Genomic DNA, 24,238 nt, shown 5'->3' with positions numbered 1-24,238 from the left:
CCGCCGGACTAACGCCCTTTTAACCACCACTGCGCCAGAACGGCCCCGCAAATTTGCTCCGGGGCCCCATGGACGACCTGATTCAGGAATTCATCGCCGAGACGCGTGAGACGCTCGAGGCGCTTTCGGGCGAGATCGTCGCCTGGGAAGCGCATCCCGAGGATCGCGCGCGGCTCGATGCGATCTTTCGCTTCGTGCACACGGTCAAGGGGAGCTGCGGCTTTCTCGATCTCCCGCGGCTGGGCCGGCTGAGCCATGCCGCCGAGGACGTGCTCGCGCAGGTCCGCGAGGGCGGGCGCGCGCCCGATCGCCCACTGGTCAACGCGGTGCTCGCGGTGGTCGACCGGATCGGCGAGCTGGTCGAGGCGATCGATTCGGGCACCAGCCTTCCCGATCATGGCGACGAGCTGCTGATCGCGGCGCTCGCCGAGGGCGCCGAGGAAATCGCGCAGGCGACCCTGCCCGGGCTCCAGCGCGCGCCGGCGCGCAGCGTGCGGCTGGGCGTCGATCTGCTCGACCGGATGATGTCGGGCATGTCCGACATGGTGCTGGCGCGCAACGAGCTGGCGCGGCGGCTGCGCGGCGGCGACATCGATCCGACGATCGAGGCGGCGCTCGAGCGACTGTCGCTCACCGTCGGCGAGATGCGCGACACCGTCACCCGCACCCGCATGCAGAAGATCGACGCGCTGTTCTCGGCGCTGCCGCGGATGGTGCGCGACACCGCCGCGGGGCTGAACAAGTCGGTGCTGCTCCATATCGAGGGATCGGACGTCGAGCTCGACCGCGAGATGATCGAGATGATGCGCGACCCGCTGGTCCACATCATCCGCAATTCGATCGACCATGGCATCGAGGCGCCGGCCGAGCGCCGCGCCGCGGGCAAGCGCGAGAGCGGGCGGCTAACCGTCTCGGCGCGCCAGTCGGGCAACCAGATCATCATCGAGATCGCCGATGACGGGCGCGGGATCGATACCGGCAAGCTGATTCAGAAGCTCGTCGCCAACGGCCGCGACGAGGCGAGGCTGCGCGCGCTTTCGGAGCGCGGCAAGCTCGACCTCGTGTTCGAGCCGGGGCTTTCGAGCAAGGACGAGGTCAGCGAGGTCTCGGGCCGCGGCGTGGGGATGGACATCGTCCGCGCCTCGATCGAGCAGATCGGCGGCCGCGTCGACCTCGACAGCCAGCCGGGCAAGGGGCTGCGGCTCGCGATCCATGTGCCGCTGACGCTGTCGATCATCTCGGCGATCGTCGTCGGGGTCGGCAATCAGCGCTTCGCGATCTCGCGCCAGGCGATCGAGGAGATCGTCACCGAGCGCAGCGAGGCGATCCGGCTCGACGTGCTCGGCGGCACGCCGATCGCCACCGTGCGCGACCGCCGGATGCCGCTGATCGATCTTTCCGCGCTGCTCGGCATCGCCCGGCAGGACAAGCGCGAGGGCCAGATGCTGGCGATCGTCAGCGTCGGCGAGGGCAGCTATGCGCTCGCGGTCGATACCGTGCTCGACAATGAGGAACTGGTGATCAAGCCGGCCTCGCCGGCGGTGATGACCACCGGCGTCTATGCCGGCCAGACGCTGCCCGACAGTGGCCTGCCGATGCTGATGCTCGACTGCGCGGGCATGGCCAACGTCGCCGGGCTCGACTTCAACCGTAGCGCGCATCGCGACTATGAAGAGGAAGTGGTGGTCGAGGAGGCTCCGGGCCTGCCGGCGCTGATGTTCTGCGACCTCGACGGCGTGCGCCGGGCGGTGCCGCTGGCGGCGGTCGACCGGGTCGAGCAGGTCGAGGGCCATAGCGTGCGTTTCGCCGCAGGACGCTTCCGCGTGACGATCGACGGGCGGATCCTGCCGCTCGCCGCGCAGGGCGAGATCGAGGGACGCGACCGGCTCAACGTGCTGCGCCTCAAGGACGGCGCCAACGAAGTCAGCTATGCGATCGACGAGGCGCTCGACATCATCCTGCTGCCCGAGGACATCGTCCCCGCGCGCGAGCCGGGGCCGATCGCGGGCGTGGCGTTGATCGACGGCGAGCAGGTCGAGCTGCTCGACATCCTCTGGGTGTTCGACGAGCATGCCGACCGCGATGCCGATGAAGTCGCGCCGCTCTGTCTGATCGCCGGCGACAAGGATGGCTGGATGGCCTCGTTCGTGCGTCCGCTGCTCGAGACCGCCGGCTATCGCGTCGTCACCCAGTTGCCGCCGGGCGAGACCCCCGCGGTGGTGCTCTCCGCCGACGCGGCACCCGCCGAGCTCGCCGCCACGGCGCCGGTGGTGCGGCTGCGCAGCCGCCGCGCCGCATCGGGCGCAGGCGACGACAGCGTCTATCGTTATGACCGCGCGGGGCTGCTCTCCGCGCTCGAGGCCCGTATGGCCGGGAAGGGCCGCTGATGGCGCATCTCTATCTCATCGCCCAGCTCGCCGGGCGTGCCGTCGCGATCGATTCGGATCAGGTCGAGTCGGTGGTCGATATCGGCGAGGTCACCCAGGTGCCGCTCGCCTCGCAGCACGTCCGCGGGCTGGCCGCGTTGCGCAGCCGCGTGGTGACCGTGGTCGACACGCACAGCGCGCTCGGGCTCGCCAGCTCGGAACAGGCGCGCCGCGCCGTGATCACGCATGTCGAGGGGCATCATTATGCGCTGCTGGTCGACGCGCTCGACGACGTCGCGCCGTTCGAGCTGCTGCCGCTCGGCGGCGGCGTGACGCTCGACACCGCCTGGCAACGCGCCGGGCGCGGGATCGTCGAACGCGATGGCGAACCGATCCTCGCGATCGATCTCGCCGAGCTGGTGCCGGGCTATTCGGCGACGCTGAACTGATTTTAGTCCGATTAACGCGGCGCTTACGTCTGTTGCCGCACTATGATGGAACAGACGCCTGGCTATCGGGGAACAGGGATTTATGAAGACTTGTCTTGTCGTCGACGACTCCAAGGTGATCCGCAAGGTCGCGCGGCACATCCTCGAGACGCTCGACTTTGAAGTGCGCGAGGCCGGCGACGGCCGCGAGGCGCTCGATTCGTGCATGGCGGCGACGCCGGACGTGGTTCTGCTCGACTGGAACATGCCGGTGATGAGCGGGATGGACTTCCTGCGCGCGCTCAAGGATTCGGGGCTGCCGCAGCGCCCCAAGGTGGTGTTCTGCACCACCGAGAACGGCATGGCCTATATCCGCGCCGCGATCGAGGCCGGTGCCGACGAATATGTCATGAAGCCGTTCGATCGCGAGACGCTCGAGAGCAAGCTGCAGATCGTCGGCGTAGCCTGAACGCCGGAAGTCGGACGTGGCCGTCGCACTCAGCTCGATATTGCCTGATTCGCGTGGGCCCGTTGCTCCGGCGCAGGTACTGATCGTCGACGATTCGGTCGTCGCGCGTTCGGTGCTCGGCCGGATGGTGGACGGCACGCGGCGCTTCCGCGTCGCGGCGGCGCTGAGCGACGTGCGCGCCGCGCTCGCCTGGCTCGCCGAGCATCGCGTTGATATCGTGCTGCTCGACATCGACATGCCGGGGATCGACGGGCTGACGGCACTTCCCGATGTGCTGGCAGCCGGCAACGGCGCCAAGGTGCTGATCGTCTCCTCTTCGGCCGACGAAGGCGCTGCGGTGACGGTGCAGGCGCTTGCGCTGGGCGCCGCCGACACGCTGGTCAAACCCGGGATCGGCACCTTTGGCGGACGCTTCGCCGAAGTGCTGGAGGAGCGGCTGTCGCGGCTCGTCGAGCCACATGCCGAGCCGGTCGCGCTCGCCCATGCGGCCGCCAGCCTCGGCCCGGTCGCCGCGCCGAACGATTTCGACGTCGTCGCGATCGGCGCCTCGACCGGCGGCATCCATGCGCTCAGCCAGTTCCTCCGCGCGATCCCGGCGAGCTTCCAGGTCCCGATCCTGGTGACGCAGCATCTGCCGATCTCGTTCATGAGCTATTTCGCCGCGCAGCTCGCGGTGCTCGGCAGCCGGCCCTGCGAAGTCGCGACCGATCGCATGCGGGTGCGGCCGGGAAGGATCATCGTCGCGCCGGGCGACGCGCATATGCGCGTGGTGCGGATGTCCGACGGCTGGTCGGTGCGGCTGAGCGACGAAAAGTCGCTGAGCGGCTGCATGCCTTCGGTCGACCCGATGTTCGAATCGATCGCCGAGGTTTTCGGCAAGCGCGCGCTGGGCGTGGTGCTGAGCGGCATGGGCCGCGACGGCGCCGAGGGCGCGAAACGGCTCGTCGAGGTCGGCGCGAAGATCCTCGTGCAGGATCGCGCGAGCTCGGTGATCTGGGGGATGCCGGGCGCGGTGGCCAATGCCGGCCATGCCAGCGTGGTGCTGCCGCCCGACGAACTCGGCCGGCTCGTGGCGCGGCAGGGGAGGGCATGATGCACTTCCCGAATTCGACGCCACCGGGTTCATCGGGAGCGATGAACCTCATTTCGGCGCTGCTCGAGCAGCGCACCGGGCAGCAGATCGCTGCCAACCGCGCGTGGCGCATAGAGACGGCGCTCAAGCCGCTGCTGCGCGAAAAGGGACTCGCGTCGCTCGATCAGCTGGTCGCGCAGCTCGTTGCGACGCGGACCGGGGATTTAGGGGATCAGGTGGTGGATGCGCTGTTGAACCAGGAGACGAGCTTCTTCCGCGACGCGGCGGTGCTCGACATGCTCGTCGATGCCACCAGGGCATTGCAGGCCGAGACGCCGGAGCGGAAGGTCCGCATCTGGTCGTCGGGCTGCTCGACGGGCCAGGAGCCGCTGAGCCTCGCGATGCTGTTCGACGAAGGCGGGATGGGCGAGGGGCTCGCCGCGCCCGAGATCGTCGCGACCGATGTCTCGCCCGCCGCGCTGACGCGCGCGCGCGCCGGCCGCTATTCGCAATTCGAGATCCAGCGCGGGCTGCCGGTGCGGCGAATGATGACGTGGTTCGACGGCGCCGGCGGCGATTGGGCGGCCAAGCCCGAGCTGCTCCGCCGGATCCAGTTCCGCCAGCAGAACCTCACCGCCGACGCGCCGCCGCCGGGCAAGTTCGACGTGGTGCTGTGCCGCAACGTCCTGCTCTATTTCTCGCAGGACGTGCGCCGTCAGGTTTTCGGGATCCTCGCCTCGGCGCTGCGTCCCGGCGGCCTGCTGGTGCTCGGCGCCGGCGAGACGGTGATCGGGCTGACCGACCAGTTCAAGCCGTGCGACCGCTTCCGCGGCTTCTATCGCGCGATCGAAACCAGCCCCGCCCGGCGTTCCGCCTTCGGCTGACCCCTTGCCGGGGGCGCACCCGCGCCCCTACCATCGGCGGCGATGACCAGCAGCCTCACCTTCATCGACGCACCCTCGCCCAATTACGACGCGCGCGAGCTGCCGGTATCGATGATCGTGCTCCATTATACCGGCATGGAAAGCGCGGAGGCGGCGATCGCGCGGTTGCGCGATCCCGAGGCCAAGGTCTCGGCGCATTATCTGGTCGACGAGGACGGCAATATCCTCAGGCTGGTCGACGAGCGCCACCGGGCGTGGCACGCGGGCCGCTCGCACTGGCGCGGCGTCACCGACGTCAACTCGGCCTCGATCGGAATCGAAATCGTCAATCCGGGACATGAATTCGGCTATCTGCCGTTTCCCGACGCGCAGATGGGCGCGCTGATCCCGCTGGTCGCCGACATCAAGGAGCGCCACGCCATCACCCGCGGCAATGTCGTCGGCCATTCCGACGTCGCGCCGGCGCGCAAGCAGGACCCGGGCGAATTGTTCAACTGGCACGCGCTGGCGCGGCTGCGGCTGGCGTTGCCGCGGCCGACGAAGAACCTCGTCGATCCCGGCTGGCCCGATGCCGGCTTCATGCTCGCGCTCGAGCGCTTCGGCTATGACGTGCGTGATGCCGAGGCGGCGGTGACTGCGTTCCAGCGGCGTTTTCGACCCGAGCTGATCGATGGCGAGATCGACATGGAATGCCGCTGCATCCTGCTCGCGCTGCTGCTTCCCAAGCCTCAGGGGGACGATTGAGCTACGCCGATCGCGATCGTTCGATATCGAGGCGGCTGGTTGGCTTTGCCGTTTTCGTCGTGGCGATCCCGATTATGGCGATCTTGTTGGCGATATTCGTGATCCTCAAGTTGCTGGTCCTGCCCTTTGAGCGGCCTTCGCACCGTTCCGCAGAAGAGGTCGCGCGCGATTTGCGCGGGTTTGTCGATGGGACGGGCGGCGAGTGGGATTTCGACGACCTGACCTCGATTCCGCTTGCCGATCCGCGGCTGGAGTCGATTCGCGAGAGGGCGAGTGCCGCTTTTCCCGGCACCGACGATGCGGAATGGCTTTCGTTGGCCGAGGAGGCGGAGGCGATTGCCGCGGCGGATAGGGCCAACCTGATCGGACTCCTTCGCCAGGCGCTTGGCGGGGATATTAGCGGAGCAATGATCGACGAAGCGCTGCCCTATCCGCGATCGCTCGGCGACCGTGAGACGAAGGCCTATGCGGCGCTTTCGCGGTGGGCGGACGATGACGATGTCCGGGCGCGCAACCTGGGCTACACCGAGCGACAGCGGGCGGCGCTTGCCGAACAACTGGCATTGTTGTCCGCGCATCCGGCGCCCTAGGGTCCGTACTCAATACCCACAACGGTCGGGATCGCGCGCAGCGGCGGGCCGCTTTTGGCGCACAGCCACGTCACGAGCCAAGTCCTTGGAGTCACGATGACACCGCATCGCTCCCTCCTCGTTCCTCCCCGTGCGCCAAAATCGGCTCCGTCACGGCCATTGCGGGTATTGAGTACGGACCCTAGACCTGCGCAAAAAAGAAGGTGTGCGGCGCGTTCACGCTTTCCGGCAATTCCGTGGCAGCGGCGCGGAGTCTATCGGGCAGAGTCGGAGGCAGAACGACATGCTCAACGGTAGCGGTATGACCCGCATGGGCCCGGTGCAGGTGCGGCTCAGCGGCGTGATCAAGGTCGACGAGGACGACAAGGAAATCCCCGCGGTCAACACGCCGACGGTGGCCGAGGCGACCGCGTTGCTCGACCGCAGCGCGCGCGTGAACGGCGCGGACGGCGTGATCGGTGTCGGTTCGGACTATCGGCGGATCACGATCGGGCGCGGGCCGCTTTCGACCCAGACGCTGGTCGCGGTCCAGGCTTGGGGCACGGCCGTCAGGGAAGCCGAAGTCGCGGCGAAGGCGCCCGATAGCGCCGCGGGCGAAGAGGCCGCATAGGCCTTGCGCGCCGCGGGCATGGCGCTAGAGCGGTTCGGCCAGAGGGTCGGGCGGCCGCGGGTGCGCAAGCACGCGAGGAAAGTCCGGGCTCCACGGAACCGCGGTGCCGGGTAACGCCCGGCGGGCCAGCTTGCTGGTTCAGGGAAAGTGCCACAGAGAGCAGACCGCCCGCTGGTCCCCAAGTTTTCGAACGGCGGGACTGAGGGCAAGGGTGAAAGGGTGCGGCAAGAGCGCACCGCGCGACGGGCAACCGAAGCGGCACGGCAAACCCCACCGGGAGCAAGACCGAATAGGGGCGGCAATGGACTTCGAGTCCTGGGGCCTGGTTCCGGCCCGTCGCCCGGGTTGGTTGCTTGAGCGGCGGAGCGATCCGTCGCCTAGAGGAATGGCCGCACATCGCGCTTCGGCGCGAGGACAGAACCCGGCTTATAGACCCTCTGGCATTTTTTCTGCGGTCACGAAGTTGGCGGTGAGGGTGGCCTTATCGGCTCCGCCGCCCTATCTGCCCCCCATGCCGCGCGCGACACGATCTTCCGACTGGGGCTTTCCCCGCTGGCGCGAATATGGCGCCGAGCGCGAGGCAGTGAAGGTCCGGCTGTGCGATCGCCACGGCTGCGAGGAACCCGGCGACCGGCCGGCGCCCAAATCGCCCAACAGCCCCGAGCGCTGGTATTTCTGCGAGACCCACGCCGCCGAATACAATCGCAACTGGAATTATTTCGAGGGCCTGACCGCCGAGGAGGCCGCGCAGCGCGAGGCCGAGGAACGGCGCGACGCCTCGGGCTTCGCCGAATCGAGGCACAATAGCTGGGCGGGGCCCGGCGACGGCAGCCGCTCGCGCGACGAGATGCGCGCGCTCGAGGTGCTCGACCTCGAGGTCGATGCGGATTTCGAGGCGGTGCGGATGGCGTGGCGCCGGCTCGCCAAATCGAACCATCCCGACGTCAAGCCGGGCGACGCCGAGGCGGCGAAGCGCTTTCAGGCGATCCAGGCGGCGTACGAGGTGCTCAAGACCGCCGAAGAGCGCCGGACGTGGAAGCCCGATTGAAGCATTCGGTTCGTTCCAACTGGTCGAACACGGTTCTGGTCTGCGCCAAATGCTCGAAGAAGCTCGGCGGCGGCTTCGGGCCCAAGGGCAAGACCCCGCTCGCCAAGGCGCTGCGCAAACAGCTCGGACTGAAGAAGGGCCGCAAGGCCGCAGCGGGGATCGTCGAGGTCAAATGCCTCGGCGTCTGCCCGCGCGGCGCGGTGACGGTGGTCAACGGCGCGGCGTCGCGGGAGTGGCTGCTGGTGCCCGAGGGCGCGGATGTCGATGCGGTGGCGGAAGAGCTGGGGCTTTCGGAATAATCAATCCTCCCCCGCAAGGGGGAGGTGTCGCTGAAAGCGACGGAGGGGGAGGAAGCACTTCGGCCAGCGACGTGCTTCCTCCCCCTCCGTCATGCTGCGCATGCCACCTCCCCCTTGCGGGGGAGGATTAATCAACCCGCGTATCTTCCCGCCGTCTCGCGGATCAGCGCGATCATGTTGGGGATGCCCTGGGTGCGGTTCGAGCTGAGCTGGTTGCGCAGGTCGAAGGGGGCGAGCGCGGCTTCGATGTCGGTGGTCAGGATCTCGACCGGGCTGCGGTCCTGCACCGTGAGCAGCACCAGCGCGATGATGCCCTTGGTGATCGCGGCGTTCGAGTCGGCGAGGAAGTGGAGCGTGCCGTCGTCGCTGCGGGTGGGATAGACCCATACGGCGGCCGAGCATCCGCGGACGAGCGTGGCGTCGGTCTTGAGGGCCTCGGGCATCGGCTCCAGCGCGCGGCCCAGATCGATCAGCAGGCGATAGCGGTCGTCGGCGTCGAGGAATTCATATTCGTCGCGAAGGTCGGCCAGGCTGGTCATGGCCGACCCGCTAGCCGGGTGAACCCTAGAGGTCCACCCCGGCGGCGATCGCCTCGAGCTTGCGGATGCGTTCCTTGAGGTCGGCGATCTCGATCCGAGATGCGGCGGAGGGGAGCGTCGGCTCGGCGTGCGGCGTGCCGCTGTCGCGTCCGGCGAGCTCCTGGCGCTTGAGCGCCAGCCAGCCGCGCCAGCCCGAGAGCCCCGCCGCGGTGACCATTCCCAGGCCGGCGAGGCCCGAGACGGAGAGGGTGATGTAGAGATTGGGATCGACGGTCATTGCTTGGCTCCCTGACTCAGGGGTTCTTCCTGTCGCGCAGCGCTTCGATCTCGCGGTCGAGGCGCAGGCTGCTGGTTTCGCTATCGGTGATGACCCGTTCGAGGACCTGGACGCGCTCCTTGAGCGAGCGGACCTCGTCGCGGAGGCGGACGGCCTCGGCGGCCGCGGCCGGATCGGCGCCGTGATAGCGCTCGTTGCCGTCCTTGTCCTTGTGGATGCCGAGCCGCGCCTTGAGGACGCTGCCGATCGTGACGATCACGATGATGGCGACAACCATTTCGAACGGGTTCATTCCAATTACTCCCTTTGCGGCGCCTCAGGCGCCCAGTTGCTGCTGCCGGGCCAGCTTTTCCGCGCGGCGGACGGGGCGGTCCCGGGCTTCGGCGAGGGCAATAGCTCCCCCGCACAGTGCCGTCAGCACTGCGAACACAACGATGATCATTTTGTAATCCTCGATATTGGCTGCGCCGTGCGCAGCGGGGTCCTAGTTGAGCGGCGCGTCGCGCAGCTGTTCGATTTCGGCCGCGACATCGACGCCGCGATCGGTGACGATCCGTTCGAGCACCCGGACCCGCTGTTCGAGCCGCTCGACATGCGCGGCATATTGGGCGGCCTGCTCGGCGGTCTGGGCGGCGATCACCTGGGTCATCGCCTCCTTGTGCTTGAGCCAGCGCTTGAACATGTCGTTGGCGACGCCGAACACGATCGCGACCATGCCGCAGGCGATGCCGAGAATGGGGATGAGGATCGGGTTCATGCGGATCTCCTCAGTTGCTCTTGGTGCCGCGCAGCTGCTCGATCTCGCGGTCGAGGCTGTGCGCGCTGTCGGTGACGATCCGCTCGACATTGGCGAGCCGATCCTTGATCGAGCCGAGCTCGGCGCGGAGCTGGGCATTCTCCTGGCTCAGCAGCTTGATCCGCTCCATCGCCTCGTCGTTCCTCTGCGGGTAGATCGCCTTGCCCCAGCTGTTTTCTAGCGGGTAGCCGTTCTTGATCCGCAGCCAGGTGGTGAAGATCCACCCGGCGATCCCGAAGGCGCCGAGCAGCAGCGTACCGCCGACGAGCCAGGGGAGATTGTTCATCAGAAGTGCGTCGAGCATCTCGGGTCCTTCCTCAGCGTAGCGAGTCGATTTCGCGGGCGACGCGCTCGGCGGGATCGGTGGCGATCCGTTCGAGCACCGCGATCCGCTCCTCGAGCCGGCCGATCTGGCCCGTCAGGCGCTCATTCTCCGAGGAGAGCAGCGCGATCTTGCGCTCGGCTTCCAGATCGCTCGCGGGTTGTCCGCGACGGCTCCGGCGGCTTTCCTCCATCGGGTAGCCGTGCTTGGCACGGACCCAGGTCTGGAAGGCCTTGGATGCCATGATCGCCGAGACGATCAGCACCGGTACCAGCCAACTCAACTCCCTCATTTCTTCCCTCCTGTTGACGGCCTGGCGATGGGCTCAGCGCAGGCTGTCGATCTCGGTCTGCAGCCGGTGCGGCTGATCGGTGACGATCTTTTCCAGCACGGCGAGGCGGCGGTGCATTTCCAGCGTCTCGCGGCGCTGCTGCTTGCTTTCCTCATGCTCCACCGCGGGAGCGGTGCGGGCGATCTGGGCCAAAGCGCGCTTCACCTTGCGATTGGCGAAGAACTGGATGGCGAGGAGGCCTGCGACCCCGGTGAGCATTCCCATGATGAAATATGGTGTCGGATCCATGTCTCGTCCCCTTGGTCAGCCTCCGCCTCAGCGGAGGCTGTCGATCTCGTCGGCGAGCCGGGTGTTGCGGCTCGTATAGTACATCTCGATGTCGGCGAGCCGGCGATCGATGTCGCGGAAGGTCGAGCGGACCTGGGCAGTCGAGCGGCTGGGGTTGCTGCGCACTCCCTGCCAGAACTTCTCTTCCTCGGGTCCCTGATAGAGGCCGGCCGGCTTGTTCGGCGCGAGCCAGGCGATCAGGAAGTAGACGAAGATCGAGGTGCCGCTGGTCGCGAAGGCGAGGAAGACCATGCCGACGCGGAGCCAGATCGCTTCGATGCCGGTGTAGTCGGCGAGACCCGAGCAGACACCGAGAAACTTCGCATTCTGCTTGTCGAGATAGAATTTCGTACGGGCGGCGGACATCTCAGTTCCTCCTCGAGATATCGAACGGGCTCTGCTCGGGGCGCGAGGCCGAGAGCGGGCGGAAATCGGGGTTGTCGGCGGCGATGATGCGTTCGACGGTGAGCAGTCGCTCCTCGAGCTGGCGAGCGGTGTAGTAGAGCTCGTCGAGGAGCTTCTCGTCCTCGCCGGTGATCGTTGCCGCCGTCTTCCACCGGGTGATGTAGTGCATGATCACCCAGGGAAGGCCGACGAAGAGGATCCCGACGATGACGATGGGCAGGAAAACCTCTTCCATCGCTTACGCTCCCTTGTTCAGGCGGGCCTTCAGCGCTTCGAGCTCGGCATCGACCTTCTCGGACGAACGCAGCTCGGCGATCTCTTCCTCGAGAGTCTTCGGGACGCTGCCCAGGCCCGCCGCCTCGGCGCGGCCCTCGGCGAAGTCGACCCGGCGCTCGAGGACGTCGAACCGCGAGAACGCGTCCTGCATCTTCGAACCATTGGTCATCTCGCGCAAGCGGGTGCGGTTGTTCGCGCTCTCCAGCCGGGCGACCACCGAATTCTGACGAACCCGCGCCTCGCGCAGCTTGTTCTGGAGCTTGGTGATGTCCTCTTCCGAAGCCTTGAGCGCCTCGTCGAGCACGGCGATCTCCTCACCCAGCTGCTCGCACATGTCGGCAGCCTTCTGCTTTTCGACCAGCGCGGCCTTGGCGAGGTCCTCGCGGCCCTTGCTCAGCGCCAGCTCGGCCTTCTCGGTCCAGCTCTCCTGGAGCTTCTCGAGCTTGGCGATGTGGCGGCGCATTTCCTTCTGGTCGGCGATGGTGCGGGCGGCGGAGGCACGAACCTCGACCAGCGTCTCTTCCATCTCGAGGATGATCATGCGGATCATCTTGGCCGGGTCCTCGGCCTTGTCGAGCAGGTCGGTGACGTTGGCGGCGATGATGTCGCGGGTTCGCGAGAAGATACCCATTCTAACACTCCTTCGTTTTGGGATCCGCCGGGAGAGACTAGGGGGTGTCCCTCCCGGCGGGTTTCCGCTCACCGGGGCAGGTGAGCGGGGAGACTTCGTGGCCTCAGGCGACTGCCGGACCCACCGCACCGGCCATCAGGACGGCGCTGGCGAGAAAGGCGATGGCGACTGCGACAAAGGCATTGCGGAGATTGGCTGCTTCGTAGGTCATGATCTTTTCCCTGAACCTGGTGTTTTCGTTGGCCCGTTGTCCGGGCTTGCTCACATCTTTGCAGAAGGCGTGCCAATTCTCGAAAATGGCAGAAATCCGCCATTTTTGCTGTTCATAGGGCGTTCAGCTGCAACTTAATGCTTGCCAAGAGTTAGTGAAATACACCAAAGGTTCGGCATGGAGCGCGCAACCCAAGTCATCGGCCAATCCGGAGCCTTTCTCGACGCGCTCGAGCGCGCCAGCCGCGCCGCCGCGCTGGATCGTCCGGTGCTCGTCATCGGCGAGCGCGGGACCGGCAAGGAACTCGTCGCCGAGCGCCTCCACCGCCTGAGCCCGCGCTGGGACCAGCCGCTGGTGGTGATGAACTGCGCCGCGCTGCCCGAGACGCTGATCGAGGCCGAATTGTTCGGGCACGAGGCCGGTGCCTTCACCGGCGCGACCAAGACGCGGGCGGGGCGCTTCGAGGAGGCGCATCGCGGCACCTTGTTCCTCGACGAGCTCGGCACGCTGTCGATGGCGGCGCAGGACCGGCTGCTGCGCGCGGTCGAATATGGCGAGGTGACGCGGATCGGTTCGTCGCGGCCGCTCAACGTCGATGTCCGTATCGTCGCGGCGACCAACGAACATCTGCCCGACAAGGTCGAGAAAGGAAGCTTCCGCGCCGACTTGCTCGATCGGCTCTCGTTCGAGGTGGTGACGCTGCCGCCGCTGCGGGCGCGGCGCGGCGACATCGAAGTGCTCGCCGATTTCTTCGGGCGGCGCATGGCGGCGGAGATCGGGCTGATCGACTGGCCCGGCTGGGGGCCCAACGCGCTCGACGCGCTGCTCAACCATGCCTGGCCGGGCAATGTCCGCGAGCTGCGCAACGTCGTCGAGCGCGCGGTCTATCGCTGGGAGCGCGAGGGGCCGGTGGATTCGATCGAGATCGATCCGTTCCAGTCGCCGTTCCGGCCGCGGCCGATGTCGTCCTCCGCGGCGGCGACGCCCGCTCCGGCGCCCGCGGCACCCCCGCCTGCCGAGCGCTCCGAGCCGGTGGCGGCGTTCGACGGCGGCACCGATTTCAAGTCGCGGGTGAACGCGTTCGAGCGCCAGCTATTGTCGCGCGCGCTCGCCGAGCATCGCTACAACCAGCGCTCGACCGCCGAGGCGCTCGGGCTGACCTATGACCAACTGCGCCACGCGCTGAAGCGGCACGAGCTGCTCGGAGTGGGCGGCTGACCTTCCTCCGGCGCCCCCGCGCCAGCTCCCTCGCTTGGGCGAGGGAGGATTTGGCTGGTTCAATGATAGTTGGTCATCGCCAGCAGCATCGGCAGCGATAGCAGGACGTTGGTGCGCGAGGCCATCATCGCCAGCCTGGCGGCTTTTGCCTTCGCCGCATCATCGGCCTCGACCAGCCCGAGCACCTTCTTCTGGCTCGGCCAGATGACGAACCAGACATTGGCCGCCATCACCAGCGCCAGCCACATGCCGATGCCGATCAGCCGGGCGTTCTCGCGCAGCAGCAGCGCGTCGTCGAGCTCGTCGTAGAGCCAGGCGAGGATCAAGCCAGTGACCACGGTGAGCAAGGCGGCGTAGCGGAAGAAGAACAGCGCCCTCGGCGCGATATATTTCGAGACGCCCGGCTTCAGCTCGGCGGGGATGCTCGGCATCGTCGGGATCTGGACGAAATTGAAATAATAGAGCAGCCCGACCCAGGTGATCCCGAAGAAGACGTGGAGCCATTGGAACACGCCGTTCCACACCCCGAGCGGCGGCGCGAACCAGGGTGCGAACATCAGGCCGATCGCGAGCACGAGGCTGATCGCGAGCACGGCGTGCAGATTGCCGAGAAACTTGTCCATGCGACGGTTCCCCTCCGTTGGCGGCGCTGATTGCCCGCGACGCCTGCGCGCGGCAGCTTAAGATCGGAATTTTCGTTTGTCGTCCGCAATGAAATTTGCGGGACAAGCGAGGTTTTTCGGGGTTAGGGGGACCGCAACCCGCCAAGGATCGTTGGGCGGGCGAACCCTTTCGCCGACGGAGTATGCCCCATGGCTTTCGAACTTCCCCCGCTGCCTTACGACAAGGACGCGCTGGCCCCGCACATGTCCGCGGAAACGCTCGAGTTCCATCACGGCAAGCATCACAAGGCCTATGTCGACAAAACCAACGGCTTCGTCACCGAAAAGGGTCTCGACGGGTTGAAGCTCTCCGAGGTGATCAAGAAGGCCAAGGAAACCGGCGACAAGGGGCTGTTCAACAACTCCGCGCAAGTGTGGAATCACAGCTTCTTCTGGCAGTGCCTCTCGCCCGAGAAGCAGGCGCCGACCGGCAAGCTCGCCGATCTGATCAACGACGGCTTCGGCTCGGCCGATGCGCTGGTCAAGCAGCTGGTGACCGAGTCGACCAACCATTTCGCCAGCGGCTGGGGCTGGCTGGTGCTCGACGGCGGCAAGCTCAAGGTCACGTCGCTGCACGATGCCGACACCCCGGTGGTCTATGACGGCATGCAGCCGCTGCTGACGATCGACGTGTGGGAACATGCCTATTACGTCGACTATCGCAACGCGCGTCCGGCCTATCTCGACGCCGTCTCGGCGAACCTGATCAACTGGGACTTCGTCGCGCAGAATCTCGACGGCGCCGGCGTGAGCCGCGCGGATCAGGGCTGATTGCTTCTCCCGCTCCCGTCGGGAGCGGGAAGGGGCCCGCGCGCGAAGCGCGTGGGAAGGGTGAGGGCTGGTATCGAACCTCACCCTTCCGCCGCTTCGCGGCTCCCTCCCTCTCCCGATGGGAGAGGGATTACCCCTCCGGCGGGAGCGGTGTGTCTTCGGGTTTGTCGAGCTGGAGCCCATGCTTGAGCAGCATCGGGATGTTGAGCATCGCGAAGACCAGGGTCAGCGGGATCACTGCCCAGGTCTTGAAGGTGACCCACTGGTCCCAGCTCAGCACCTGGCGCATCACTTCGTTGAGGGTCGCCATCGCGACAAAGAAGCCGGTCCAGTTGATCGTCAGCAGCCGCCAGCCCTTGGCGGAAAGGCCGGGATAGGCGGTCTCGAGCAGCATCTGCAGCAGCGGCTTCCTGGCGATCAGGCCATAGCCGAGGATCACCGCGAACATCGTGTAGACGATCGTCGGCTTGATCTGAATGAAGGTCTGGTCGTGGAACCAGAGCGTCAGGCTGCCGAACACGAGCACCAGCGCCCCGGTGATCCACAGCATCGGCGAGATATGCCGCGCTTTCCACCAGCTGAGCCCCATCGCCACCGCCATCGCGACCATGAAGGCCACCGTCGCGGTCATGATCCGCTGGATCTGGAGGCCGGGCGCATAGCTGTTGACGAGGAAGAACACCGCGAGCGGGCCGAAATCGATCAGCATGCGCAGGCCGGGCGCGAGCGGGGTGCGGGGAGCGGTCTGGTTCATCGGGGTTTCCATAACAGGCTCAGCGCGACCGCGGCGAGACGAGCTCGTCCACCCCGGCGATGATGCGGGCGACTTCGCTGGCGTCGAACGGGCGGAGATCGTCGACCTTCTCGCCGACGCCGATCGCGTGGATCGGCAGGCCGTATTTCTCGGCCGCGGCGACGAGGACGCCGCCACGCGCGGTGCCGTCCAATTTGGTCATGACGAGCCCGGTGACGCCGGCGACTTCCTTGAACACCTCGATCTGGCTGAGCGCGTTCTGGCCGGTGGTGGCGTCGAGGACGAGGACCACGTCGTGCGGCGCGGCCGGGTTGAGCCGGCCGAGCACGCGGCGGATCTTGGCGAGCTCGTCCATCAGCTCGCGCTTGTTCTGCAGCCGGCCGGCGGTGTCGACGATCAGCACGTCGATGCCGGTGGCGGTCGCCTGCTTGACCGCCTCGAACACGATCCCCGCGGCGTCGCCGCCTTCGGGGCCGGTGACGATCGGCACGCCGATCCGCTCGGCCCAGGTCTTGAGCTGGCCGATCGCCGCGGCGCGGAAGGTGTCGCCGGCGGCGAGCATCACGCCGTAATCCTGCTCGATCAGCAGATTGGCGAGCTTGGCGATCGTCGTGGTCTTGCCGCTGCCGTTGACGCCGATGACCAAGATCACCTGCGGGCGGGGGAAGGCCTCGATCTCGAGATGCTTCGCGACCGGAGCGAGCGCCTTCTCGATCTCCTCGGCGACGACGAGGCGGATGCCGAGCTCCTCCATGTTGCGCTCATATTGCCCCTCGGCGAGGCGGGCGCGAACCCTGGCGGCGGTGCCGGGGCCGAGATCGGAGGCGATCAGCGCTTCCTCGATATCGTCGAGCGTCGCATCGTCGAGCCGCGCGCCGGAGAGGCCGGCGAGATTGCCGAGCAGCCGGTCCGAGGTCTTCTTGAAACCGCCGAGCAGCTTGTTGTGCCACGAGGGATTGGTGCTCATGCGATCAGCTTCCCCTCCTGCACGGCCTTGATGGTCACAGTCACGATTTCTCCAGTTTCGGAAGGCGGCACGCGAACCTCGGCGAAATTGCCGGCATGGCCGCGATCGCCGGGGCGCTCTACCAGCACTTGCTGGGCGCTGCCTATCAGGCTTTGCAGCCAGCGCGAACGGCGCGCGGCCGCGGCTTCGCGCAGCCGGGCGGCGCGCGCCTTGACGATCGCCGGCTCGACTTGCGGCATCCGCGCGGCGGGGGTGCCGGCGCGCGGGCTGTAGGGAAAGATATGCGCGTGGACGATGTCGCAATCGTCGATCAGCGCGCGGGTGTTGGCGAACATCGCTTCGTCCTCGGTGGGGAAGCCGGCGATCAGATCGGCGCCGATCGCGATCTCGGGGCGCGCGGCCCTGAGCCGCTCGACCAGCGCGACGCTCTCGGCGCGGCCATGGCGGCGCTTCATCCGCTTGAGCACCATGTCGTCGCCGGCCTGGAGCGAGAGATGGACATGCGGCTGGAGCCGCGGTTCCTGGGTGAGCAGCGCGAACAGCCGATCGTCGATCTCGACGCCGTCGAGCGACGACAGGCGGAGGCGCCGGAGCTGCGGCACGTGGTGGAGAATGCGCTCGACGAGCTGGCCGAGGCTGGGGCTGCCGGGAAGGTCGGGGCCGTAGCTGGTCAGATCGACCCCGGTGAGCACCACCTCGCCATGATTGGCGGCGAGCGCGGCGACGCGATCGATCACCGCGCCGGCGGGGACCGAGCGGCTGTTGCCGCGGCCATAGGGAATCGCGCAGAAGGTGCAGCGATGGTCGCAGCCATTCTGGACCTCGACGAACGCGCGGGCATGCGTCGAGAAGCTCGCCGCGAGATGCGGCGCGGTCTCGCGCACCGCCATGATGTCCTGGACGAGGACCGCGTCGTAAGCTTCCCAAGCTTCGGACTTGAGCTTCTCGGCATTGCCGATCACGCGATTGACCTCGGGCATCGCCGCGAAGCTGGCGGGATCGATCTGCGCGGCGCAGCCGGTGACGACCAGCTCGGCGTCGGGCTTTTCGCGGCGTGCGCGGCGGATCGCCTGGCGGGTCTGCTTGACGGCTTCGTTGGTCACCGCGCAGCTGTTGATCACGATCGTGTCACGTCCCGCCAGCAACGCACGGATCGACTCGCCCTCGGCAAGGTTGAGGCGGCAACCCATATTGATGATCTGCGGAGAGGAGACGGGCATTGGCGAGCGATCTAGGAGCCGCGGCGTCGGAAGTCCATGTGAAGGCCGAGGAAGTGCTCGGCTTCTGGTTCGAGGGCCTGATGCCCGAACAATGGTTCGCGGGGTCGGAGGAGCTCGATCGCATGATCGGCGAGCGGTTCGAGGCGCTGCGGCGCGAGGTGCTCGCCAGCCGCGCCGCCGGCTGGCGCGACGAGCCGCGCACCTTGCTCGCCGCGGTGATCCTGCTCGACCAGTTCAGCCGCAACGTCCATCGCGGCACGCCCGAGGCGTTCGCCGCGGATCCGGTGGCGCAGGAGCTGGCGAGCCTCGCGGTCGAGCGCGGCTGGGACCGCGACATGACCGAGCCGCAGCGCCAGTTCCTCTATCTGCCCTTCGAGCATGCCGAGAACCGCGAGCTACAGGCGGTCAGCCTGAGCTGCTACGCATCGCTGGGGCAGGAAGAAGCGCTCGACTATGCCCGCCAGCATGCCGAGGTGATCGCGCGCTATGGGCGGTTTCCGAGCCGCAACGCGGCGCTCGGGCGTACGCCGACGCCGGAGGAAGAGGAATATCTGCGCCAGCCGGGTGCAGGGTGGTGATCAGCCGGCGAGGCGCTGGCCGCTGACCTGGACCGGGGTTTCGGTGGCGACGGCGCCGCGGAGCAGGCGGCGTTCGGCGAGCAGCCGGCGTGCGCCTGCGATCGAAAGCGGCTTGCCATAGTGCCAGCCCTGCGCCTTGGCGCAGCCGAGCGCGCGCAGCCGCGCCTCGATCTCGGCATCCTCGACGCCCTCGGCGGTGATCGGCAGGTTGAGGCTCTCGCCGAGACTGACGATCGCATTGACGATCGCGGCGGAATCGGCGCTCTCGTTGAGCGACATGATAAAGCTCTTGTCGATCTTGATCCGGTCGAAGGGCAGCGCGCGGAGATGCGCGAGCGACGAATAGCCGGTGCCGAAATCGTCGAGCGCGAGATGGACGCCCTGATTCTTGAGGCTGCCGACGATCGACTGGGCGAGCGCGAGGTTGTCGAACAGCGCGCTCTCGGTGATCTCGACCTCGAGCCGGTTGGCGGGGAAGCCGGTTTCGGTGAGGACCTTGATGATCTTCTGCGCGAGCCACGCGTCGCGGAGCTGCCACGGCGAGACGTTGATCGACAGCCGCAGGCCGGGATCCCAATCGCGCGCGGCGAGCAGCGCCTGCCGCATGATCGACAGCGACAGATCGCCGATCATGCCGGTTTCCTCGGCGATCGGGATGAACAGCTCGGGGCTGATCGTGCCGCGGGTCGGATGCTCCCAGCGCGCGAGCACCTCGAAGCCGTGGAGCCGGCCGGTGGCGAGATCGATCTGCTGCTCGAAATAGGGGACGACTTCCTGGCGCGGGATCGCGAGGCGCAGCCCGCTCTCGAGCTCGTTGCGCACCTGCAGCTCGCGCTCCATCGACTGATCGAACCAGGCGAAGCGGTTGCGGCCGGTTTTCTTGGCCTGGTACATCGCGATATCGGCGGCGCGCATCAGCGCGTCGATGCCGGTGCAATCGAAGTCCGACCGGGCGATGCCGAGCGAGCAGCTGATGTGCAGCCGCAGGCCCTCGGCCTCGAAGGGCTGGGCCATGCGGCTGACCAGCTTCTCGGCGATGCGCTCGACGGTGACCGGTTCGGCGGGATCGAACAGGAAGCCGCAGGCGAACTCGTCGCCGCCCAGCCGCGCGGTGAGCGCGATCGGCGGCATGAAATGCGCGATCTCGCTGGCGACGGCGCGCAGCAGCGCGTCGCCCACGGCGTGGCCGTGCATGTCGTTGATCGTCTTGAAGTGATCGAGATCGAGCATCACCAGCGCCATCGCGCGGCGGCGGCGCTGGGCGCGGGTGAACATCGCGGCGCCTTCCTCGGCGAGGCTGCGGCGATTGAGGAAGCCGGTCAGCGGATCGCGGCTGGCGAGCTGCTGGGCACGCTCCTCGGCGGCGGCGCGGATCTCGAGCTCGTGGCTGAGCGCCGAGTGGCGGCGCCAGCCGAACAGGATGAGCGCGACGTTGAGCAGCAGCGCGATGACCAGCGGCTGGCTGGCGGGCTCGCCACCCTGGAAGTGATGCTGGAGCGTTTGCGAGAGGACCGAGCTGCCGATCCCGACGAACAGCAGGATCGCCGCCACGCTGATCGCGCCGGTGAGCAGGCTGGGGCGCGGCGCGCGGACTTGCATCATGTCTTCCTCGAGATCCAGCGACATGACCAGACGCACGCCCCCTAATTGACGCACCGTTTTCGCTTTTGAGGGTGTAAATCAGGTTAAATACGGAGCTTTCCGAAACCTTACCGGCCTGATTCGGCGCGCGTCGCCGCCTGCGAGGTTGCGTTGCCCGTCATCTGTCGTTATGTGCGCCCCCGACCGTTCCCACGGAACGCGAAACGATGCCACCCATCGAGGTGACGCCGGCCGACGAGGTTTCGTCCGCCGGCGCGTTTTGCGTTTGGCGGGTCGGCTCGTGAATTTGGAGTGATCTGGGTCCCATGTTCGACAGTCTGAGCGATCGGCTAGGCGGCGTCTTCGAGCGGCTGCGCGGGCGTGGCGCGCTCAACGAGGGCGACGTCCGCACCGCGATGCGCGAAGTGCGGATCGCGCTGCTCGAGGCCGATGTCGCGCTGCCGGTGGCGCGCGATTTCGTCGACAAGGTCACTGAGCAGGCGATCGGCCAGCAGGTGCTGCGCTCGGTCACCCCCGGTCAGCAGGTCGTCAAGATCGTCCACGACGCGCTGGTCGACATGCTCGGCAGCGACACCGCCGAGCTCGAGATCGGCGTCACGCCGCCGGCGGTGATCATGCTCGTCGGTCTGCAGGGCTCGGGCAAGACCACCACCACCGCCAAGCTCGCCAAATTGCTCGCCAAGGCGCAGGGCAAGAAGGTGATGATGGCCTCGCTGGACGTCAATCGTCCGGCGGCGCAGGAGCAGCTGGCGGTGCTCGGCACCCAGACCGAAGTGACGACGCTGCCGATCGTCGCGGGGCAGCAGCCGGTCGACATCGCGAAGCGCGCGCTGAGCGCCGCGAAGCTGCAGGGCTTCGACGTGCTGATGCTCGACACCGCCGGCCGCCTCCACGTCGATCAGGCGCTGATGGACGAGATGAAGGCAGTGGCGGATATCGCCAACCCTGCCGAAATCCTGCTCGTCGTCGACAGCCTGACCGGCCAGGACGCGGTGAATGTCGCATCGAGCTTCTCGGAGCAGGTGCCGCTCACCGGCGTGATCCTCACCCGGATGGACGGCGATGCGCGCGGCGGCGCGGCGCTGTCGATGCGCGCGGTGACCGGCAAGCCGATCAAGTTCGCCGGCGTCGGCGAGAAGCTCGACGCGATAGAGCCCTTCCATCCCAAGCGGGTCGCCGGCCGCATCCTCGGCATGGGCGACGTCGTGTCGCTGGTCGAGCGCGCCGCCGAGGCGATCCAGCAGGAAGATGCCGAGCGCATGGCGAGCCGGCTCGCCAAGGGCCAGTTCGACATGAACGACCTGCGCGCGCAGCTGGCGCAGATGCGCCGGATGGGCGGGCTCGGCGCGCTGGCGGGGATGATCCCCGGCATGAAGAAGGCGCAGGCGGCGATGGCATCGGGCGCGGTCGACGAGAAGATCCTGCTGCGCATGGACGCGATGATCACTTCGATGACGCCCAAGGAGCGCGCCAAGCCCGAGCTGCTCAACGCCAAGCGCAAGATCCGCATCGCCAAGGGCAGCGGCACCACCGTCCAGGACGTCAACAAGCTGCTCAAGATGCATCAGGAGATGCAGACGGCGATGAAGCGGCTGAAGAAGATGGGTGGCCTGAAGGGCATGCTGGGCATGCTCGGCAAGGGCGGCCCCGGTGGCGGGCTCTCGGGTGTCGGCAACGCGCTCGGCGGCGCCGAGATGGGCGAGATGATGGGCAAGATGGGCGGCGGCCTCCCGGGGCTTCCCGGCGGCGCCAACCTCCCGCCCGGTTTCGAGAATTTCCTGAAAAAAAAGTAACTTGAACTCAGATTGTAAGAAGGAAGATTTGTAATGGCACTCTCTATGCGTCTCTCGCGCGGCGGTTCGAAGAAGCGTCCCTATTACCGGATCGTGATCGCCGACGCGCGTTCGCCGCGTGACGGCAAGTTCATCGAGAAGATCGGCACCTACAACCCGCTGCTCGGCAAGGACGACGAGAAGCGCGTCGTGCTCGACGGCGATCGCGCCAAGCATTGGCTGAGCGTCGGCGCGCAGCCGACCGACCGCGTCGCCCGTTTCCTCGACGTCATCGGCGTCAAGGAGCGCACCGCGCGCAACAACCCCAACAAGGGCAAGCCGGGCGAGAAGGCCGTCGAGCGCGCTGAAGAGCGTGCCGAGAAGGCCAAGGCCGCCGAGGAAGCCGCTGCCGAGGCAGCCGCCGCGCCGGCGCCCGAGCCGGTCGCTGAAGAGCCCGCCGTCGAGGAAGCCGCTCCGGCCGCCGAGGAAGTTGCCGAGGCTCCCGCCGAAGTGACCGAGGAAGCCGCGCCTGCCGCCGAGGAGGCTCCGGCCGCCGAAGCGACTGCGGAAGAGGCTCCCGCCGCGGAAGCCGCTGCCGAGGCTCCGGCCGAAGCCGCCGAAGAAAAGTCGGAAGGCTGAGGCACTTGCCGGCCATCGTGCGTTCTGTCGGACCAGATCCGTCCCAAGGAAAGCGCGATGGCCAGCAAACCCGAAACCGGTCCGGATACCGAGGATCGTGAGAACCCCGGCGACACCCGGACCAACCCTGCAGGTGCGTCTGCCGACGCGCCTGCGGAAGGCGGCGACGACGCGCCGTCACACCAGCCCGGCTCGCCCGAGGGCTGAGCCCGGCGCGGCGGGGCGGCGATGAGCGAGCGCCCCGTCACGCTTGCCGCGATCATCGGCGCGCACGGCATCGCCGGCGAGGTCCGCCTCAAGGTCTTCGCCGACGATATCGGCGCGTACAAGACGTTCAACGGCGGGGCGCTGACGCTGAAGAGCGTGCGGCACGGTGCCAATGGCGCGATCGCGCGCTTCGCCGAGGTCGCCGACCGCAACGCCGCCGAGGCGCTGCGCGGTACCGCGCTCACCGTCCCGCGCTCGGCGCTGCCGCCGCTCGGCGAGGGCGAATATTATCATGTCGATCTGCTCGGCCTCGCCGTGACCTCGACCGACGGCGATGCGATCGGTTCGGTGGTGGCGATCGACAACTACGGCGCCGGTGACGTGCTCGAGATCGAGCGACTCGACGGCAAGCGCTTCATGGTGCCGATGCGGCCCGAGGCGGTGCCCGAGTGGAACGATGCGCGGCTGGTGGTGGATTCCGGGTTCATCGCGTGAGCCGCGTCGCGGTCCTGTCCGATATCCACGGCAATCTGCCCGCGCTGGAAGCGGTCGCCGCCGATGCCGCGATGCAGGGGTGCACCCGTTTCCTCAATCTCGGCGACAGCCTGTCGGGTCCGCTCTGGCCGGCGGAGACCGCCGACTGGCTGATCGCGCGCGGCTGGCCGACGATCGCCGGCAATCACGAGCGGCAACTGCTCCACGTCGCGCCCGAGCGGATGAACGCGTCCGACGCATTCACCCTGCCGCGACTGTCCGAGGCGCAACACAAGTGGCTGGCCGCGCTGCCCGAGACGCTGACGCTCGACGGGCTCTTCCTGTGCCACGGCACGCCGCGCAGCGACGTCGAGCATTTTCTCGAGACGGTCGACGCCGATGGCCTTCGCCGCGCAACCGCGGCGGAGATTGCCGAGCGGCTGGGCGATCGGCGCGAGCTGCTGACGCTGTGCGGGCATTCGCATATTCCGGGGCTGGAGCGGCTCGCCGACGGCCGATGCGTGGCCAATCCCGGCAGCGTGGGGCTGCAGGGATTTCATGACGATCACCCCTTGCCCTATGTCGTCGAAGGCGAAGATCCGCGCGCCCGCTATGCGATCGTCGAGGGCGTCGAGGTCCGCTTCCGTGGCGTCGACTATGATCATGCCGCCGCCGCTGCGAAGGCCGGGCGCGAAGGCCGCGAGGACTGGGCGCGGGCGCTGCTGACCGGCAAGCCATGACGCGGTCCCGAACGATATTTCTTGCAATTTAATACCCATCGTGTTAAT

34 protein-coding genes and 1 other RNA gene are annotated in these 24,238 nt (G+C 67.5%); 19 read left to right on the top strand and 16 right to left on the bottom strand.

Annotated elements, in window-relative coordinates:
- The first annotated feature begins 68 nt into the window (after positions 1 to 68).
- The 11 genes from E5A74_RS07195 (at position 69) to E5A74_RS07145 (ending at position 8,510) form a co-directional block, all read left to right on the top strand.
- The gene (locus E5A74_RS07195) at positions 69 to 2,387 is read left to right on the top strand and encodes a chemotaxis protein CheA (RefSeq protein ID WP_135983569.1); all 2,319 of its coding nucleotides are present in this window, start codon (positions 69 to 71) and stop codon (positions 2,385 to 2,387) included.
- The gene (locus E5A74_RS07190) at positions 2,387 to 2,815 is read left to right on the top strand and encodes a chemotaxis protein CheW (protein ID WP_135983568.1); all 429 of its coding nucleotides are present in this window, start codon (positions 2,387 to 2,389) and stop codon (positions 2,813 to 2,815) included. Before E5A74_RS07195 ends, E5A74_RS07190 begins: the two co-directional genes overlap by 1 nt.
- Before the next feature lie 82 nt (positions 2,816 to 2,897).
- Positions 2,898 to 3,263 carry a response regulator gene (locus tag E5A74_RS07185; protein WP_135983567.1) on the top strand — a complete coding sequence of 122 codons (366 nt, stop codon included), beginning with the start codon at positions 2,898 to 2,900 and terminating at the stop codon, positions 3,261 to 3,263.
- Between the two features lie 124 nt (positions 3,264 to 3,387).
- Positions 3,388 to 4,356 (top strand): chemotaxis protein CheB, encoded by a 969-nt coding sequence (locus tag E5A74_RS07180; RefSeq protein ID WP_240699727.1) that lies wholly within the window; start codon positions 3,388 to 3,390, stop codon positions 4,354 to 4,356.
- A gap of 41 nt (positions 4,357 to 4,397) precedes the next feature.
- Positions 4,398 to 5,219, top strand: coding sequence for a CheR family methyltransferase (locus E5A74_RS07175; RefSeq protein WP_135983566.1), 822 nt, complete (start codon positions 4,398 to 4,400; stop codon positions 5,217 to 5,219).
- A gap of 42 nt (positions 5,220 to 5,261) precedes the next feature.
- On the top strand, positions 5,262 to 5,963 hold the full coding sequence (locus E5A74_RS07170) for an N-acetylmuramoyl-L-alanine amidase (protein WP_135983565.1): 702 nt from the start codon (positions 5,262 to 5,264) through the stop codon (positions 5,961 to 5,963).
- A complete protein-coding gene (locus E5A74_RS07165; protein ID WP_135983564.1) occupies positions 5,960 to 6,553 on the top strand; it encodes a hypothetical protein in 594 nt (197 codons plus the stop codon). The genes E5A74_RS07170 and E5A74_RS07165 overlap by 4 nt, the downstream gene beginning before the upstream one ends.
- A 283-nt stretch (positions 6,554 to 6,836) precedes the next feature.
- On the top strand, positions 6,837 to 7,163 hold the full coding sequence (locus E5A74_RS07160) for a hypothetical protein (protein WP_135983563.1): 327 nt from the start codon (positions 6,837 to 6,839) through the stop codon (positions 7,161 to 7,163).
- Between the two features lie 38 nt (positions 7,164 to 7,201).
- An RNA gene (rnpB, locus tag E5A74_RS07155) (RNase P RNA component class A) lies at positions 7,202 to 7,608 on the top strand.
- A 66-nt stretch (positions 7,609 to 7,674) separates the two neighbouring features.
- On the top strand, positions 7,675 to 8,211 hold the full coding sequence (locus E5A74_RS07150; protein WP_135983562.1) for a J domain-containing protein: 537 nt from the start codon (positions 7,675 to 7,677) through the stop codon (positions 8,209 to 8,211).
- Complete coding sequence (locus tag E5A74_RS07145; RefSeq protein ID WP_135983561.1) at positions 8,208 to 8,510, top strand: thioredoxin domain-containing protein; 303 nt, start codon at positions 8,208 to 8,210, stop codon at positions 8,508 to 8,510. The genes E5A74_RS07150 and E5A74_RS07145 overlap by 4 nt, the downstream gene beginning before the upstream one ends.
- Positions 8,511 to 8,641: 131 nt before the next feature.
- On the opposite strand, the gene E5A74_RS07140 is transcribed toward E5A74_RS07145, so the two are convergent.
- Genes E5A74_RS07140 through pspA form a run of 11 tightly spaced genes read right to left on the bottom strand, consistent with a single transcriptional unit; the run spans position 8,642 to position 12,375 of the window.
- The gene (locus E5A74_RS07140) at positions 8,642 to 9,049 is read right to left on the bottom strand and encodes a SufE family protein (protein ID WP_135983560.1); all 408 of its coding nucleotides are present in this window, start codon (positions 9,047 to 9,049) and stop codon (positions 8,642 to 8,644) included.
- Between the two features lie 25 nt (positions 9,050 to 9,074).
- Positions 9,075 to 9,326 (bottom strand): hypothetical protein, encoded by a 252-nt coding sequence (locus tag E5A74_RS07135; protein ID WP_135983559.1) that lies wholly within the window; start codon positions 9,324 to 9,326, stop codon positions 9,075 to 9,077.
- 16 nt (positions 9,327 to 9,342) lie between these two features.
- The gene (locus tag E5A74_RS07130; RefSeq protein WP_135983558.1) at positions 9,343 to 9,618 is read right to left on the bottom strand and encodes a hypothetical protein; all 276 of its coding nucleotides are present in this window, start codon (positions 9,616 to 9,618) and stop codon (positions 9,343 to 9,345) included.
- A gap of 24 nt (positions 9,619 to 9,642) precedes the next feature.
- Positions 9,643 to 9,768, bottom strand: coding sequence for a hypothetical protein (locus tag E5A74_RS21365; RefSeq protein WP_276469519.1), 126 nt, complete (start codon positions 9,766 to 9,768; stop codon positions 9,643 to 9,645).
- Between the two features lie 42 nt (positions 9,769 to 9,810).
- A complete protein-coding gene (locus tag E5A74_RS07125; protein ID WP_135983557.1) occupies positions 9,811 to 10,083 on the bottom strand; it encodes a hypothetical protein in 273 nt (90 codons plus the stop codon).
- 10 nt (positions 10,084 to 10,093) lie between these two features.
- Complete coding sequence (locus E5A74_RS07120) at positions 10,094 to 10,408, bottom strand: hypothetical protein (RefSeq protein ID WP_420822491.1); 315 nt, start codon at positions 10,406 to 10,408, stop codon at positions 10,094 to 10,096.
- Positions 10,409 to 10,439: 31 nt separating this feature from the next.
- Positions 10,440 to 10,736 carry a hypothetical protein gene (locus E5A74_RS07115; RefSeq protein WP_135983555.1) on the bottom strand — a complete coding sequence of 99 codons (297 nt, stop codon included), beginning with the start codon at positions 10,734 to 10,736 and terminating at the stop codon, positions 10,440 to 10,442.
- 33 nt (positions 10,737 to 10,769) lie between these two features.
- The gene (locus E5A74_RS07110) at positions 10,770 to 11,024 is read right to left on the bottom strand and encodes a hypothetical protein (RefSeq protein ID WP_135983554.1); all 255 of its coding nucleotides are present in this window, start codon (positions 11,022 to 11,024) and stop codon (positions 10,770 to 10,772) included.
- A 27-nt stretch (positions 11,025 to 11,051) separates the two neighbouring features.
- Entirely contained in the window at positions 11,052 to 11,429 is a 378-nt protein-coding gene (gene pspC, locus E5A74_RS07105; protein ID WP_135983553.1) for an envelope stress response membrane protein PspC, read from the bottom strand.
- A gap of 1 nt (position 11,430) precedes the next feature.
- Positions 11,431 to 11,703 carry an envelope stress response membrane protein PspB gene (pspB, locus tag E5A74_RS07100; protein WP_135983552.1) on the bottom strand — a complete coding sequence of 91 codons (273 nt, stop codon included), beginning with the start codon at positions 11,701 to 11,703 and terminating at the stop codon, positions 11,431 to 11,433.
- Between the two features lie 3 nt (positions 11,704 to 11,706).
- Complete coding sequence (gene pspA / locus E5A74_RS07095) at positions 11,707 to 12,375, bottom strand: phage shock protein PspA (RefSeq protein ID WP_135983551.1); 669 nt, start codon at positions 12,373 to 12,375, stop codon at positions 11,707 to 11,709.
- Between the two features lie 388 nt (positions 12,376 to 12,763).
- Between pspA and pspF the strand changes: the two genes are divergently transcribed.
- Entirely contained in the window at positions 12,764 to 13,804 is a 1,041-nt protein-coding gene (gene pspF, locus E5A74_RS07090) for a phage shock protein operon transcriptional activator (protein ID WP_135983550.1), read from the top strand.
- Positions 13,805 to 13,863: 59 nt separating this feature from the next.
- On the opposite strand, the gene E5A74_RS07085 is transcribed toward pspF, so the two are convergent.
- A complete protein-coding gene (locus E5A74_RS07085) occupies positions 13,864 to 14,427 on the bottom strand; it encodes a urate hydroxylase PuuD (RefSeq protein ID WP_135983549.1) in 564 nt (187 codons plus the stop codon).
- 189 nt (positions 14,428 to 14,616) lie between these two features.
- Between E5A74_RS07085 and E5A74_RS07080 the strand changes: the two genes are divergently transcribed.
- The gene (locus tag E5A74_RS07080) at positions 14,617 to 15,237 is read left to right on the top strand and encodes a superoxide dismutase (protein WP_135983548.1); all 621 of its coding nucleotides are present in this window, start codon (positions 14,617 to 14,619) and stop codon (positions 15,235 to 15,237) included.
- A 130-nt stretch (positions 15,238 to 15,367) separates the two neighbouring features.
- On the opposite strand, the gene E5A74_RS07075 is transcribed toward E5A74_RS07080, so the two are convergent.
- Genes E5A74_RS07075 through mtaB form a run of 3 tightly spaced genes read right to left on the bottom strand, consistent with a single transcriptional unit; the run spans position 15,368 to position 18,178 of the window.
- Positions 15,368 to 15,991 (bottom strand): septation protein A, encoded by a 624-nt coding sequence (locus E5A74_RS07075; RefSeq protein ID WP_135983547.1) that lies wholly within the window; start codon positions 15,989 to 15,991, stop codon positions 15,368 to 15,370.
- A gap of 19 nt (positions 15,992 to 16,010) precedes the next feature.
- Positions 16,011 to 16,958, bottom strand: coding sequence for a signal recognition particle-docking protein FtsY (gene ftsY, locus E5A74_RS07070; protein ID WP_135983546.1), 948 nt, complete (start codon positions 16,956 to 16,958; stop codon positions 16,011 to 16,013).
- A complete protein-coding gene (gene mtaB, locus E5A74_RS07065) occupies positions 16,955 to 18,178 on the bottom strand; it encodes a tRNA (N(6)-L-threonylcarbamoyladenosine(37)-C(2))-methylthiotransferase MtaB (protein WP_135983545.1) in 1,224 nt (407 codons plus the stop codon). The genes ftsY and mtaB overlap by 4 nt, the downstream gene beginning before the upstream one ends.
- Here mtaB and E5A74_RS07060 point away from each other — a divergent pair.
- Complete coding sequence (locus tag E5A74_RS07060) at positions 18,178 to 18,756, top strand: DUF924 family protein (RefSeq protein ID WP_135983544.1); 579 nt, start codon at positions 18,178 to 18,180, stop codon at positions 18,754 to 18,756. The genes mtaB and E5A74_RS07060 overlap by 1 nt on opposite strands.
- On the opposite strand, the gene E5A74_RS07055 is transcribed toward E5A74_RS07060, so the two are convergent.
- Positions 18,757 to 20,382 (bottom strand): putative bifunctional diguanylate cyclase/phosphodiesterase, encoded by a 1,626-nt coding sequence (locus E5A74_RS07055; protein WP_135983754.1) that lies wholly within the window; start codon positions 20,380 to 20,382, stop codon positions 18,757 to 18,759.
- Between the two features lie 281 nt (positions 20,383 to 20,663).
- Here E5A74_RS07055 and ffh point away from each other — a divergent pair, with 281 nt between their 5' ends.
- Genes ffh through E5A74_RS07035 form a run of 5 tightly spaced genes read left to right on the top strand, consistent with a single transcriptional unit; the run spans position 20,664 to position 24,190 of the window.
- The gene (gene ffh, locus E5A74_RS07050; protein ID WP_135983543.1) at positions 20,664 to 22,151 is read left to right on the top strand and encodes a signal recognition particle protein; all 1,488 of its coding nucleotides are present in this window, start codon (positions 20,664 to 20,666) and stop codon (positions 22,149 to 22,151) included.
- Between the two features lie 33 nt (positions 22,152 to 22,184).
- A complete protein-coding gene (gene rpsP, locus E5A74_RS07045; RefSeq protein ID WP_135983542.1) occupies positions 22,185 to 22,769 on the top strand; it encodes a 30S ribosomal protein S16 in 585 nt (194 codons plus the stop codon).
- 57 nt (positions 22,770 to 22,826) lie between these two features.
- Positions 22,827 to 22,976 carry a hypothetical protein gene (locus tag E5A74_RS20870; RefSeq protein ID WP_166745680.1) on the top strand — a complete coding sequence of 50 codons (150 nt, stop codon included), beginning with the start codon at positions 22,827 to 22,829 and terminating at the stop codon, positions 22,974 to 22,976.
- A 21-nt stretch (positions 22,977 to 22,997) separates the two neighbouring features.
- Entirely contained in the window at positions 22,998 to 23,471 is a 474-nt protein-coding gene (rimM, locus tag E5A74_RS07040) for a ribosome maturation factor RimM (RefSeq protein WP_135983541.1), read from the top strand.
- Complete coding sequence (locus tag E5A74_RS07035) at positions 23,468 to 24,190, top strand: metallophosphoesterase family protein (protein WP_135983540.1); 723 nt, start codon at positions 23,468 to 23,470, stop codon at positions 24,188 to 24,190. Before rimM ends, E5A74_RS07035 begins: the two co-directional genes overlap by 4 nt.
- The last annotated feature ends 48 nt before the right edge of the window (positions 24,191 to 24,238 follow it).

This window comes from Sphingomonas naasensis (assembly GCF_004792695.1).
In the GTDB taxonomy this organism is placed as follows: Bacteria; Pseudomonadota; Alphaproteobacteria; order Sphingomonadales; family Sphingomonadaceae; genus Sphingomonas; species Sphingomonas naasensis.
Note: the sequence above shows the minus strand (reverse complement) of the source record. Positions and strands in the feature narration are given on the sequence as shown.